We start from the raw sequence: 14,381 nt of genomic DNA, 5'->3' as shown, positions 1-14,381 counted from the left end.
CGTGCCGACGAACGGTCGCCGTTCGGCCCACCGTGCCCACTCGGCGGCCAGGCCGGGGAAGCAGGCCTGGTCGTAGGCTTGAATCTCCAACGCGCCACGGTCTGCCATCCGCTGCGGCGCGGGGCCACAGGCCCGCGGCAAACCCAGCTCGCGTCGTTGCGCGTCCTCCGCCTTCTTGGTGACCCGCCACTGCACCCAGTCCAACGCCGTCATGACGGACCGGACTACCGGTGCGGGCGTCGCGGGGGAGAGCTGGCCATTGGGCCGCATGGGAAAGTAGTGCATCGTGGCAAGCGGAAGCTTGTGGTACTCCGCGACGTTCGCGGCGACCCCCGGGAACCCGGGGCCCGTAAAGATCAGGTCGGCGCCGTCGGCCAGCGAGTTCAGCGTCTTACTCATCTCCAGCCACGCCTGCATGAGGAGGTTCTGGGCATTGCGCCACCGTTTGACCGCCTGGGGCACGTCCCAGAATTTGCCGAGGAAATCGGTGTCCCAGTAACCGTCCTGCTGGTCCGGCCCGTAAGCGACGGCGCCCAAGCCGGCGGATTCGACGAGGCCCAGCAGGTTCGGCGGGACGGCCAACGTCACGTCGTGTCCGCGGCGCTGCAACTCGCGGCCGAGGGCGGTGCAAGGCTCGACATCGCCGCGGGTTCCGTAGCTTGCCAACGCGATCTTCACGACGAGTGCCCTTCCGGTGGCCGTGTGGGGTGGCGAAGGCCATTATCGCTGCTGTCACAGCGTCAGGCGTGTGTTCCGACCTGCTGGCAACCGGTTGTTCGTCAACCGGCGCGGCCCGCAAGTCCGAATTGACCGGCACGCGCTCGATTCGGCCTCCGCAATGCCCTGTGCATCTACTATGAAGCCGCAGGGGCATTATCTCCGTTTCAGCGTCCTCTGGAAGGGTGGATAGAACCGTTCGGGCTCCTCAGTCGGGAACCGGCCCACGATCTGCGCGCGAGGCATGCAACACTAACTGACCTGTCCCGCGAGCCCTCGAAGCGCTCGCTGCCCATGTTTTGATCGTCTGGCCGCTCGACGCCTTAAAATGCCATTTGCAGAGCCGCGTGTTTTCACGGACAAGCGTCACAATGCAGAAAGTTCCTTCTGCGATCTATGGATAAAGCTTGGTCAAGCGGTGGCCTCAAGAATAAGTGACTCGATTTGGTTAGCTTCAGCGCCGATAGAGTCCGCGTGACGATCCACTCCGTTCAATTCGGCATGTCGCGACACTCCCGGATCGCATCGCACGACCTCGCGAAAGCCAACTCGATGCAGAACTCGACGCAACGTGTCTTCGTCATAGAGGTACTGATGACCCCACGAATGCATCATTCGATTTAAAACGTGGACTGGACTAGTTTCTTCTTCACGCTCCGCTTCAGACCCAAATGTGCGATTGCTCCAACGAATATAGTCTTTAATTCCAGCGTCTTCTGAGTCGGGCATGTTGCGGAAGGTGTCAAGGTTTGGCGTCGAGATGCGTAAGACCCCATTCGGCTGCAGCACCCTATGTGCTTCGCTCAACGTCGCTATCCCGGCTTCATATGGCACGTGCTCGATCATGTGCTCGCACGCGCTGAATCGGAATGACGCCGAGGGCATAGGCCAGCGCTTCGTGCTGTCAAGGTAGACAACTGCGCGGTTAGTCGGTGCCAGATCCGTGCACAGCCAACCGTCAATCACCATTGCACCGCTGCCAATAGCGAGTCGCCGTTCGTGCGGTGGAACCGCGTCAAGATAGTGGGCGAGCTGCCGGCCTCGACGGCTGAGACCTATCGCTTTGCGGCTTAGGAGGGCGGCCTTGCACACGAGGGGATAGTCGCTTAGATCAATCTGTATTGCTCCACCGAGCCGCCGCGCCGCTGCTACTGCTGGCTGCATTGATGTGTTGACCAATGGTCCGCTCTCAGCTCCGTCAGGTTGCCGGTTGGTCGATGCGCTGCTTCGAGAGCTCACATTACAGTTGAATGCAGGATTCCGGAGGAGATTGGCACCTGCCTTAGCCCACTCCGGCCGGCTTAAGCGCGACTCCCGGCAGATGCCGACACGGGCTACGATGCGGGAGAGTGTGGGAGCTCCCTTGGAACGGCCGCCACACAGTCGGACGCTCGGTGGGGATGGTGCGTCCGGATGTGCATCATGCTGGTACCCAGCGTTTCGGTATCGGGCTGATGCAGTTTTGCGGTGACGGTTACCCGTAGCAGGCGGGGCATTCCGCGGTGATCCACCGGGGCTCGTGTCCGCCGCGCGCGAGATGGCGTGCGGTGCATTGCAAGCTCGTCAGGCTTCGTCATGCTGTGCACTCCTTCAGGTTTCGGTAGCTTTACTCGGAGTGTTAGCAGTTGGAGCTGAGATGTGCCGAGCATAGAGGGAGCTTCAAACACATGACGGCAGAAGATCTGCCCAAGGTCAGCGTAGTCTCGACCACTTATAACCAGGAGGCTTACGTCCGCCAAACATTCGACGGCTTTGTCGCGCAGGAAACCGATTTTGCAGTCGAAATTGTCGTCATTGATGATGCGTCGACCGACCGCACCCCGACGATCATTCGCGAATACGCCGACCGGTATCCACACCTTTTCCGGCCAATCTTCAGATCTGAAAACGTTGGATACAAAACAAATCTAATGAGCGCTTTCGCGGCTGCGCGCGGTGAGTACGTGGCTTGGTGCGAGGGTGACGACTATTGGACCGATCCGGCAAAGTTGCGGAAACAGGTCGCTTTCCTCGATGCGCATCCGAAGACCGTACTATGCTTTCATCCGGTTCAAGTGATTTGGGAAGGCGGAGCTGCGGAGGATTACGTATGGCCGCCTCCTTTTTGGCGCCTGGACCTTAGCGTCGAAGGATTGCTGAAACGCAACTTTATCCAGAATAATTCAGTCATGTACCGTCGCATCCCGCCTTATGACGACGTTCCCGCCGCCGACGCTTGTTTCGATTATTACCTTCACGTGCGGCATGCGGTTCACGGCGATATAGCGATGCTGCCGGAGATGATGGCGGTCTACCGCCGCCACCCAGAGGGTATGTGGTACAACCTGGTCGTCGATCCCGCCACCTTCTGGCTGAAACAGGGCATAGGGCATGCAGCGACGTTCGACGCAATGCTCGATCTGTTCCCCGACGACCCTCTACGCTCCGAGATTTTAAGCGAGCACGCTGACCGGGTCCTGCGCGCAGTTTCGAAAGTGCCTGGTCTTGAAGGGCGCGCCGCGCTACTAGAGATAATCGCTCACCATCCGCGATTCGCGATGCTCGCGCTTCAGAAACGCTGGGCGACACCGCGTCAGCGAGTGAGGGCGCTGCGTCGGAATGTTGCCACCGCTGACCACTTGAGCTGGGCTGCGGTGAAGGCGAATTGGCGCGCACTTGCACCTGTTATCTCGCCTAGCCTTGGACGGAAAAGGCACGCCAGGGACTGACCGCTGTGCGAGTGAAGTCGCCAACTGCCGCGAAAGTAGTCAAACTCTCGCATGGTCTGACATGTCTAGATGTTGTTCCACGAATCGCCGATCTCGCTGGTCACCCTCCGGTGGCCCCTTTAATATTGAGACCGTCGCCGAAGCGCATCACCTTGCGAAATTCTCGCAAAGGCGCCGCTAGCAACACCTTCAACCGCTTCGCGCGCTGCGGCCCGAACGCGACCACCTTGCCGACGAGCCCCACCCACACCAGCAACCACCACGTTGTCGCGGCGATCCGGATGGCAGCTGTCGACGCCGGGTCGACGATGAGCCAGGTGAGTATCCGCAATTGGTCCAGCCAGTGCCGCTGAGCCTTGGTGATGTTCGACGATTCGGTGACCCCGGTGTGATGGCGAACCGAAAGTTCTTGCGGCACAAACCGTACGGCGCAGCGCACCATCAGGCGCAACCAGAAGTCCAGGTCGACGGTTTGATGAACGTCGTCGCGCATGCCGCCGATGCTCAGCGCCAGGTCGCGCCGGAACATCACGCTGCTCGGCTCCCCGATGAGGTTAGCGCTGGCGCCCCACAGGGCCACGATCTGCAGAACCAACGATGAGCCGCGATTGTATTCACGGAGTTTCGCGAAGTAGACGTGCAGTTTGGCCGGCGCGCGCCGCCGCTCGGTCCACGGCAAGTCGTCGGTCACTACCTGCCGGGGCGCGAAGGCGAGTCCGATCGCGGCGTCATCGAAGCATTCGGACAGGGTCTTCAAGGCGCCTGGCAGCAGCCAGTCGTCGCCGTGCAGGAATTGGATGCATTCACCGCGTGCGAGCTCCAGGCACCGGTTGTGGTTCGCGTTGAGCCCGAGCCGAGATTCGTTGCGCACCAACCGGTCAGAGGGGCGTAACAGCGTTGCCGCGGTCGCCGCTCCGGCGTCGCTCGACTGGTCGTCGACCACGACGATCTCGAACTCCACGCCCTGCTGCTCGAGGACGCTGCGCAGGCAGCGCTCGATGGTGGCGCTGTTGTTGTACATCGGCACGCACACCGAGACCCGCGGCGGGGTGGGGCCATTCTGGATCCCGGCCGGTTGCACCGACGTCGCCGGCAGCTCGGCCGGGCCGGTCACGCGCTGGCCTCGGCGGCGAACCGGTAACCGCGCACCGCCAGCGGAAGGCACACGACGAGCAGCCCGACCGTCCACAACAAGGTCAGCATCAACGGCCACGCCAGCGGACCGCCGTGCGCCAGCGATCGCATGGTCTCGATCGGCGGTGAGATCGGCTGGATGCGGATCAGTGGCCGGACCCACGAGGGGAACAGGCCGATGGGCGTCGCGCCGGGATTGACGAACGCCAGCGAGAAGGTGACGCCCAGCAGCCAGGTCATGGCGGTGCGCCCGTTGTTGCGGACGGCCAGGGCCATCACCAGCGCGGTGAACCCGACCACCACGATCGACGGGATCAATACGAACAACAGGGCCGCGGCCCAGCCTTGGGTAAAGCGCAACCCCATGGCCAGGCCCAGCACGGTGATGAGCATGGTGCCGATGAACGCGCGGAAGACTTCGGCGGTCACCCACCCGGTGATGGCGCTCGCGCGGTGTATCGGCAGGATCCACATCCGGCTGAGCAAGCGCGACTCACGGTCCATGGTGATGCCCGTCGAGTTGCCCAGTGATCCGAAGAGGGCGGAGATGACGGCGCACATGGGGACCAACCCGTAGATGCTCTTGCCGCCGGTGACCTTATGCACCTGGTCGCCCAACACGATCTGATAAATCAGCAGCAAGAACACGGGCAGCAACAGCGAACCCATCAGCACGGCCTGGTCGCGGCGCCAGCGCAGCAGCAGTCGGCCGGCCTGGACCCAGCTTTCGACGGCCAACGAGCTACGCGACTCCACGTGCTGTTTCACTAGCTGCGCCTCTGCATGCGCAGCGTGATCGCGCCGAAGACCACGACCATGCCCAGGCACCACGCCGAGGTCGCGGCCAAGTTGGCACGCAGCACGTGCCCCGTGGCCAGGCCGCGCAGCGTCTCGGCGAACTGCGAGATCGGCTGGTTGCGCACGTACGGGCGCAACCAGCCCGGGAAGGTCTTCTCCGGCGCGATGCCGGTGGACAGCAGAAACAGCAGCAACTGCGGGACGAACAGCAGGTGGGTGGCGCCCTGCACGGTCTTCGCCCGGGATCCCAGTGCGTCGGCGCCTAAGGTGACGGCCAGGCAGAGTAACAACGACATCAGCACGAAGGCAAGGGCGTAATTGAGGCCGCCGCTGATCCGAAAACCGAATGCGTACCCGGCGAGGATCGCGACCACCAGCGTGAGCAGGCCTCGCAGCAGCGTGGCCGCGGTGCGTGCGGTCACCGGAGCCGCCGCCGTGACCGGAAGTGTGCGCAGCCGCTCGCCGATTCCGTTGAGATGGTCGCGGGCCGCCCGGTCGGCCGTCATCAGGCCGACGAAGATCATGGACTGGGAAACCACCGCGGGCAGCAGGTATTGCGAATAGCTGTTGTGCCCGGTATCGATCAGGCCGTGCAACGCCACGCTGAAGCCCATCAAATAGACGGTGGGAGAGATGATTTCGAAGATCATCTCGCCGTCACGCGCCGCGGACTTCAGCGAGCGTTCGGTGAGGGCGGCAAGCCCGGTCATGATCGCGCGGCGGTCCGGGCGGTGAGGTGCAGGAAGGCCTCGTCGAGTGACGGCTTGCGCAGCGAGATGTCGGCGAGCTCCAGGCCCAGGGCGTCGACGCGGCGGAACACCTCGACCAGCGTGGCCACCCCGTCGGGCGCTATCACCGACACCGAATTCGTCTCACCGTCGACGTCGATGCCTCGCAGACCGGTCAAGGCCTGGACGACCCGGGGCAGGTCGGTGGGGTTGGCTGGGGTCACCTGGCAGTAGCTGGCGCCGACCGCGCGCTTCAGTTCCTCCGCGGTGCCGCTGGCGATCACCTGGCCGTGGTCGATAACGACGATGGAGTCGCTGAGCACGTCGGCCTCTTCGAGGTACTGCGTCGTGAGCAGCACGGTGATGCCCTGCACGGCCAACGAGCTGACCAAGCTCCACACGTCGCGGCGGCTGCGCGGGTCCAGCCCGGTGGTGGGCTCGTCGAGGAACAACACCTTCGGCGGCACAACCAGCGCGCTGGCCAAATCGACGCGTCGGAACATGCCACCGGAATACGTGTTGAGCCGGCGGTCCGCGGCTTCGACGAGGTCGAATTGGTGGAGCAGTTCGTTCGCGCGCACCTTCGCCTCTCGGCGGCGCAGTCCCCGCAACCTGCCGAAGAGCACCAGGTTTTCGCGGGCGGTGAGCATCGGGTCCATGCCGGTGAACTGGCCGGCCATGCCGATGCTGGCGCGAACCTTGGCCGGCTCTCGGACGACGTCGTGGCCGGCTACGCTCGCGCGGCCCGAGGTTGGACGCAACAGCGTGGACAAGATGTTGATGGTGGTCGTCTTGCCGGCACCGTTGTGCCCGAGCACGCCGCAGACTGTCCCCGCCGGAACCGAAAAGTCCACGCCGTTCAGCGCGCGCGTATTGCCGAATACCTTTGTCAGGCCTTCGACCTCGATTGCCAGCGGGCTCACGTTAGCGAGTATTTCATGGCGGCTGTTCGTTTGTCGGTCTTATTGGCGCTAGCCGCCACAATGCCGGGGGAGCGCGGTACCGGCACATCGTGAGTCACGCCTGCGCGAGCTACAAACGTGGATTGTATTCTCCAGGAAGAAAATTGGTGGCTCAGCGCAGGGCGCGGTCCCCTGTGCGCCGCTACCCAGGTGAGCGACACGGTGGCCACGCCGCTGCGGCGGCGGTGCGCTTCGACGGTGGCCAAGCTAGACGGTCGGCCGGGGGATCTCGGCGGTGTGGGCATCCTCGAGCCGCTCGTCGTGCAGCATCAGGGCCCGCACCACGGGCCGCGGCCCCTCCGGGCGCAGCAACCGGCTGGCCGGCCGCGGCCGAACCACCTGCGGCCACCAGAACCAGCGCCCGAGCAGCGCGGCGATGGTGGGCGTCATGAAGGACCGCACGATCAAGGTGTCGAACAGCAGGCCGAGACCGATGGTGGTACCGACCTGGCCGATGATCCGCAGGTCACTGACCACCATGGAGGCCATGGTGAACGCGAACACCAGGCCCGCGTTGGTGACGACCTTTCCAGTGCCGCCCATGGCGCGGATGATGCCGGTGTTGATGCCGCCGGCCAGCTCCTCTTTCATCCGGGACACCAGCAGCAGGTTGTAGTCGGATCCCACAGCCAGCAGGACGATTACCGACATGGGCAGCACCATCCAGTGCAATTTGATGCCCAGGATGTACTGCCAGATCAACACCGACATGCCGAACGAGGCGCCCAGCGACAGGGCGACGGTGCCCACAATCACCAGCGCTGCGACGAAGCTGCGCGTGATGATCAACATGATGATGAAGATCAGACAGAGAGCGCCGACCCCGGCGATGAACAGGTCATAGTTGGAGCCGTCCCGGAAGTCCTTGAAGGTCGACGCCGTACCGGCGATGTAGATCTTCGAGTTCTCCAACGGCGTCGACTTGAGCGCCTCTTCGGCCGCCGTCCGGATCTTGTCGATGCGCGACACTCCCTCGGGCGTCGCGGGGTCGCCCCGGTGCGAGATGATGAATCGCGCGGCTTTCCCGTCGGGGGACAGGAACTGGCTCATCGCCCGCTTGAAGTCGGCATTCTCGAAGATGTCGGGCGGTAGGTAGAACGAGTCGTCATTCTTGGACGCGTCGAACGCCTCGCCCATGGCGGTCGCGTCCTTATTGTTGCTGTCCATCTGGCCGATGATCCCGCCCATGGTGCTGTGGTTGGTGAGCAGCATGTTTCGCATGTCCTCGGACATGGCAATCATCGGCGGGTACTGCTCGAGCAGCTGCGGCATGAGCATGTCCATCTTGTCGAGGTGCACGATGAGCTCTTTGAGCTTGTCGCTCAACGTGTCCACGCCGTCCAGCGTCTCGAAGATGTTGCGCAACGACCAGCAGATCGGGATGTCGTAGCAGTGCTTCTCCCAATAGAAGTAGCTGCGCAGCGGCCGGAAGAAGTCCTCAAAATTTGACGTGTCGTCGCGCAGCTCGCTGAGGACCACCGCCATCTCTTTGGTCTTCGCGATCGAATCGTGGGTCAGGGCGGTCATCTGCTGCTGCAGTTCGTACAGCTTCTTGATGTGTTTGATCTGCTCGCCGAGCATGTCGGCCTGGACGAGCATGTCGTCCATGCGGGCCGAGATGTATTTGATGTCCTCGCTCATGGTCGCCTGCTGCATGCTGAGCAGGAACGGCACCGAGGTGTGCTGGATCGGGGTGCCCTCGGGTCGGGTGATGCCCTGCACCCGAGAAATGCCGTGCACCTGGAAGATTCCCTTGGCCAGCCGGTGCAGCGTGAGGAAGTCCACCGAGTTCCGCATGTCGTGGTCGGATTCGATCATCAAGATCTCGGGCATCATCCGGGACTGCGAGAAGTGCCGGTCGGCGGCCGCGTAGCCCACGTTGGCGGGAATGTCTTTCGGGATGTACAGGCGGTCGTTGTAGCTCGTCTTATAGCCCGGCAGCGTCACCAGCCCGACCAACGCCACCGCCACCGTGGCCAGGAGGATGGGCAGGGGCCAACGCACGATCGCCGTGCCGATGCGCCGCCAGCGGCCGAACCCGATCTTCTGCTTGCGGTCGAACCATCCGAAGCCGCTGCCGAAGGCCAGCACCGCGGGCACCAATGTCAGCGCGATCGCGACGGAGACGAGCATGCCCACCGCACACGGCACGCCGATCGTCTGGAAAATCGGCATTCTGGTGAAGCTCAGGCACATCATGGCGCCGGCGATCGTCAAACCCGAACCCAACACCACCGGCGCGACGCCGCGATAGGTGGTGTAGTAGGCCAGTTCTCGTTCCTCGCCGGCCTGGCGGGCCTCTTGATAGCGACCGAAGAAGAAGATCGCGTAGTCGGTGCCGGCCGCCATCGCCAGCGCCACCAGCAGGTTGATGGCGAAGGTCGACAGCTGAACCATGTTGTTGTCACCGAGGAAGGCGATGACGCCGCGCGCCGCGAACACCTCGACACCCACCGTGATCAGCAGCATGATGACGGTGAGGACCGACCGGTACACGAAGAGCAGGACCAAGAAGATGATCAAGGCGCCGATCATCGTCATTTTCAGGATCGACCGGTCACCACTGTGCTGCATGTCCGAGATGAGCGCGGAAGGACCGGTGACGTAGGCGCTGAGGCCGGCGGGCGGGGGATTGTGGGCGATGATCTGGCGCACCGCCTCGACCGAATCCTGCCCAAGCGTCGTGCCTTGGTTACCGGCGAGGTTCATCTGCACGTAAACGGCCTTGCTGTCCGGGCTTTGCGCACCGGCCGCCGTGAGCCGGTCGCCCCACAGGTCCTGCACGTGCTCGACGTGTTTGGAATCGGCGCGCAACGCGCGAATCAGCTTGTCGTAGTAGGCGTGCGCGCTTTCACCGAGCGGCTGCTGCGATTCCAGCACCAGCATCGCGAAACTGTCCGAGTCGGATTCCTTGAAGTCGCGGCCCATGCGCTGCATGGCTTGCACCGCCGGCGCGTCCTGCGGCGCCAGCGGCACCGAGTGTTGCGCGCCAACGATTTCCAGGCGCGGCACACCGAACGTCACCAACAGGGTGAACGCCACCCAGAAGAGGATGACGAACACGGCCAGCTTGCGGATCGCCCGCGCGAAGAACGGAGCCTGCGGCCGATCCGTCGCCGGGGGGCTCTGGACGGTCATGCGACCCCCAGGGAGCAGCCCGCGCCGCGCCTAATGCCTTGTGTCGCTGCCGTATCCACGCTTCCCGTCCCGCAGTAACAGGCCGCCACTTACCGCGCGTCCTTGAGCAACAGCGAACGCACCAGCGGACGCGGGCCCGTGGAACGCAGCATCGTGCTCGCCGGGCGCGGGCGCACCCGCTGCGGCCACCAGAACCACCGGCCCAGCAGCGCGGCGACGGCCGGGGTCATGAACGCGCGCACGATCAACGTGTCGAACAGCAGGCCCATGCCGATGGTCGTACCGACCTGGCCGATGCTGCGCAGGTCGCTGACGATCATCGATGCCATGGTAAAGGCGAACACCAGGCCGGCGTTGGTCACGACCTTTCCGGTACCGGCCATCGCGCGGATGATGCCGGTGCTGATGCCGGCACTCAACTCTTCTTTCATGCGCGATACCAGCAGCAGGTTGTAGTCAGAACCCACCGCCAAAAGCACGATCACGGATGTCGACAGCACGGTCCAGTGCAGCGGCTGGTGTAGGAGGTACTGCCATACCAGCACGGACAAACCGAACGACGCGCCCAGCGACAGCAACACCGTGCCCACGATGACCATGGCGGCGATGAAGCTGCGCGTCATGATCAACATGATGATGAAGATCAGACATAGAGCGGACACGCCGGCGATCAGCAGGTCGAACTCGGAGCCGTCCACCAGGTCCTTGGTGATCGCTGCCGTACCCGTGAGGTAGATCTTGGCGTTCTCCAAGGGGGTGCCCTTGAGGGCCTCCTCGGCCGCCGTCTTGATCGCCTCCACCCGGGACAGGCCTTCCTGCGTCGCCGGGTCACCGCGCTGCGAGATCAGCAGACGGAAGTCCTTGCCGTCGGGCGACATAAAGACCTTCTCGACCCGCTTGAACGACTCCGAGCCGTTGATGATGCCCGGCGGCAGGTAGAACGAGTCGTCGTTCTTGGACATGTCGAACGCCTGTCCCATGGCGCTCGGGTCCTTCTGGCTGGAGTCCATCTGTCCGATCACACCGGACATGGTGCTGTGCATCGTCAGCATCATGCTGCGCATGCTGCCCATGGTCTCGATCATCGGCGGGATCTGCATGACCAGCTGCGGCAGCAGCGCGTCAAGCGAGTCCAGATTGCCTACGAGATCCTTGAGCTTGTCGTTGATCTCGTCCACACCGTCGATGGCGTCGAAGATCGACCGCAGCGAGAAGCAGATGGGGATGTCGTAGCAGTGCTTCTCCCAGTAGAAGTAGCTGCGGATCGGGCGGAAGAAGTCCTCGAAGTCCGAGATGTTGTCGCGCAATTCGCCTGTGATGGCTTGCATTTCGTGCGTCGTGGCGACCATCGCGTGGGTGGTGGCGACGAGTTCACGCATCAGGCCCAGCATGTGCTGCATGATGCCGATCATCTTCGCCAGCTCGTCGGCCTGCTTGAGCATGTCGTTCATGCGGTCCTTTTGGAACGCCATGTTCTGCAGCTGACTGGACTGCGACATGCTCATGATCCACGGAATGGTGGTGTGCTGCAGGGGAGTTCCCTCGGGCCGGGTCACTGTCTGCACCGTGGAGATGCCCGGCACGGCGAGCACGCCCTTGGCCAGCTTGTTGATCACCAACATGTCGGTGGGATTACGCAAATCATGGTCGGTCTCGACCAACAGGATCTCCGGCATCAGCATCCGCGATCCGGGAAAGTGCCGCTCGGCGGCCGCGTACCCGACGTTCGCGGGAATGCTCTGCGGGATGAACTTCTGGTCGTCGTAGCTCGGCTTGTAGTTGGGCAGCGTCAACAGCCCGATCAGCGCCACGGCCAGGGTCGCGATGAGGATGGGCGCGGGCCACCGGACGATCGACGTGCCGATGCGTCGCCACCGACGCGTGCTGAGTGCGCGCTTCGGCTCGAAGAGGCCGAACCGCGCGCCGGCGGCCAGCAGCGCCGGCCCCAGCGTGATGGCGACCAGGACGGCGATCGCGATGCCGACGGCACACGGGATACCCAGCGGCTGGAAGTACGGCAACCGGGTGAAGCTGAGGCAGAGCACCGCGCCCGCGATCGTGAGGCCGGAGGCCAGCACGACCTTGGCCACACCGCTGAAGGTGGTGTAAAAGGCCTGTTCTCGGCTTTCGCCGACGCTTCGGGCTTCCTGATATCGACCGACGAAGAAGATGCCGTAGTCGGTGCCCGTCGCGATGACGGCCGCGACCAACAGGTTGACGGCGAACGTAGTGAGGCCCACCAAGCCCAAATGGCCCAGCAACGCGACCATGCCGCGCGCGATCTGAAGTTCGAGCCCGACGATGAGCAGTAGCAGGAAGACCGTGATGATCGACCGATAAACCAGCAGCAACGTCACGAAGATGACGATCAAGCTGGCCAATGTCACGAGCATGACGGTCTTCGTGCCGGCGATGTTCATGTCCGCGACGATCGCCGCGGGGCCCGTGACGTAGACCTGCAATCCGGGCGGCGGCGAAGCCTGCTGCACCATCTTGCGCACCGCGGCCACCGACTCGTCACCCGCGGCCGCGCCCTGATTACCGGTCAGGTTCACCTGAACGTAGGCGGCCTTGCCGTCCTGGCTTTGCGCGGCGCCGCGGGTGAGCGGGTCGCCCCAGAAGTTCTGGACGTGCTGCACGTGGGCCTTATCAGCCTCGAGCATGTTGACCAGGCGGTCGTAGTACTTGTGCGCGTCGTCGCCGAGGGGCTGCTGGCCTTCCAGCACGATCATCGTCAGCGCGCCGGAGTTGGTCTCCTTGAAGTCCGAGCCCAGCCGCTCCATGGCCTTGAACGAAGGAGCGCCGATGGGGCTCAGCGAAACTGCGTGCTCCGCCTCGACCTTTTCCAGCGGCGGCACCCCGATGGTCATGACGACGGCGATGCCCAACCAGCCCAAGATGATGGGAACCGACAGACGGTGGATCCACTTCGCGACGAACGGGCGCGTGTCCTGCTGGGGCTGCGTGTCGACGGTACTCATGTCGCCGTCAGGACGCAGTAGGTGAACGCGTTCAATTCGTGCGAGATCCTCTCGGTCTTTACGACACCGTCAACGATGATACGGCAACCGAGAGAGTCGCTATCTCCCTGCGCGACAACGTTTCCCACGATCGAGGGCAGGTTCGTCGAGATGTCGAACGACCAGGGCAGCACGATCCCGTTGATGTGCTGCGGCTCGCCGTTGGCGTCGAAGTAGCTGATGTCGGCCATGGCCCCGGGCGGGCCGAAGACTTCGTACTTGACCTTCTTGGGGTTGAAGGGCTTGGTGTCTTGCTGCCGAGTGTCCGAATACGACGGGCGTTTCTCCGAGCCGAACATGCCGTGCAGGCGCGCCACGGTCAAGCCGCCGCCGACGACCACGGCGATGATCACCATCGGAATCCACACGTGCTTGAGCACCGCGAGGGCGCGCTTGTTCCGGCGACCCGGTCGAGGGCGGCCTACTGGTTGCTCGGGTTCGGCGGTGGAGCGGCGACCAAAGCGCGAAATGCCGCCGCGGCGGCCGGACTGTTCGCTGATGTCACGGCCTTCCATCGTGGCGACGTCGGGCCGGGACCACACATCGGGTTCGACCACTGCACCCCCTTCTATAAGTTTCACGCCCAGCGCCGTTTTCGCGGCTCGAACATGCAACTACGTATCGGTCGCGGCACGCCAGACTGCGGCGTCTCGGCTGCGATGCACCCCGGCTAGCCCTGCTTCGGTGATCGCACGCGAGCCCCGCCCCCTGGGGAGCGCGACCAGATCTTGATGAGTAAACCACGCCCTCAGCTCCGATATGTGGTCTTTGGCAACGCGATACGGGATCGTAATGCATATAGCGTGCGTAAAAGGCATTTCGTTAGCGGACGGAGGCGGCCGTTCACACAGTCTTCACGGTAGACGCCCACTTAATAGCACAGAAGATGCATGGTGTCATCGGCTCTGGCTTCGCCGGCCCGTGCCGGGAGGTCGCCAGCTACCCCATGCCGCCCGATTTTGCTGGGTTTTTCACGCTGTCGCTACTTGTTCGCCTCTAGGTGATTTTCGCGTCCCCACCGGTTCGGCTAGTCTCAGAGACGCACCATCGATAACTTCATCGCCCTAACGGCCGCCCTGCATCGGTGCAGGTCACCGCAGCTGAATCGGCACTGCGCACGCTCTGCCGGAGACCACTTGTTGAACTGCGTCAAGAGGCCAATAGGTCACACCAGGA

Annotated in this window: 10 protein-coding genes; 1 reads left to right on the top strand and 9 read right to left on the bottom strand. The window is 63.4% G+C overall.

Annotation, left to right across the window (positions count from 1 at the left end):
- Window positions 1-678: glycosyltransferase (locus tag A5714_RS02295; protein ID WP_197513512.1), on the bottom strand; the 678-nt coding region annotated here is incomplete at its 3' end.
- 450 nt (window positions 679-1,128) lie between these two features.
- Window positions 1,129-1,602, bottom strand: a complete 474-nt coding sequence (locus A5714_RS26875) for a methyltransferase domain-containing protein (protein WP_369829415.1) — start codon at window positions 1,600-1,602, stop codon at window positions 1,129-1,131.
- Window positions 1,603-2,384: 782 nt separating this feature from the next.
- Between A5714_RS26875 and A5714_RS24985 the strand changes: the two genes are divergently transcribed.
- On the top strand, window positions 2,385-3,425 hold the full coding sequence (locus A5714_RS24985) for a glycosyltransferase family 2 protein (protein WP_082959533.1): 1,041 nt from the start codon (window positions 2,385-2,387) through the stop codon (window positions 3,423-3,425).
- Between the two features lie 100 nt (window positions 3,426-3,525).
- Here the strand turns inward: A5714_RS24985 and A5714_RS02290 are convergent, their stop codons facing one another.
- The 7 genes from A5714_RS02290 to A5714_RS02260 all read right to left on the bottom strand — a co-directional run bounded on the left by A5714_RS02290 (window position 3,526) and on the right by A5714_RS02260 (window position 13,585).
- Complete coding sequence (locus A5714_RS02290) at window positions 3,526-4,506, bottom strand: glycosyltransferase family 2 protein (protein WP_068282335.1); 981 nt, start codon at window positions 4,504-4,506, stop codon at window positions 3,526-3,528.
- 29 nt (window positions 4,507-4,535) lie between these two features.
- Window positions 4,536-5,327: an ABC transporter permease gene (locus A5714_RS02285; RefSeq protein WP_082959532.1), complete on the bottom strand. Its 792-nt coding sequence runs from the start codon at window positions 5,325-5,327 to the stop codon at window positions 4,536-4,538.
- Window positions 5,327-6,067 carry an ABC transporter permease gene (locus A5714_RS02280; protein ID WP_068067604.1) on the bottom strand — a complete coding sequence of 247 codons (741 nt, stop codon included), beginning with the start codon at window positions 6,065-6,067 and terminating at the stop codon, window positions 5,327-5,329. The genes A5714_RS02285 and A5714_RS02280 overlap by 1 nt, the downstream gene beginning before the upstream one ends.
- The gene (locus A5714_RS02275) at window positions 6,064-7,008 is read right to left on the bottom strand and encodes a daunorubicin/doxorubicin resistance ABC transporter ATP-binding protein DrrA (protein ID WP_068282332.1); all 945 of its coding nucleotides are present in this window, start codon (window positions 7,006-7,008) and stop codon (window positions 6,064-6,066) included. Before A5714_RS02275 ends, A5714_RS02280 begins: the two co-directional genes overlap by 4 nt.
- 246 nt (window positions 7,009-7,254) lie before the next feature.
- Window positions 7,255-10,185, bottom strand: a complete 2,931-nt coding sequence (locus A5714_RS02270) for an RND family transporter (RefSeq protein WP_082959531.1) — start codon at window positions 10,183-10,185, stop codon at window positions 7,255-7,257.
- 89 nt (window positions 10,186-10,274) lie between these two features.
- A complete protein-coding gene (locus A5714_RS02265; protein ID WP_068067612.1) occupies window positions 10,275-13,166 on the bottom strand; it encodes an RND family transporter in 2,892 nt (963 codons plus the stop codon).
- Window positions 13,163-13,585 carry an MmpS family protein gene (locus A5714_RS02260; RefSeq protein WP_255377984.1) on the bottom strand — a complete coding sequence of 141 codons (423 nt, stop codon included), beginning with the start codon at window positions 13,583-13,585 and terminating at the stop codon, window positions 13,163-13,165. Before A5714_RS02260 ends, A5714_RS02265 begins: the two co-directional genes overlap by 4 nt.
- Window positions 13,586-14,381 lie beyond the last annotated feature (796 nt).

The organism is Mycobacterium sp. E2462 (assembly GCF_001672685.1).
In the GTDB taxonomy this organism is placed as follows: Bacteria; Actinomycetota; Actinomycetes; order Mycobacteriales; family Mycobacteriaceae; genus Mycobacterium.
Note: the sequence above shows the minus strand (reverse complement) of the source record. Positions and strands in the feature narration are given on the sequence as shown.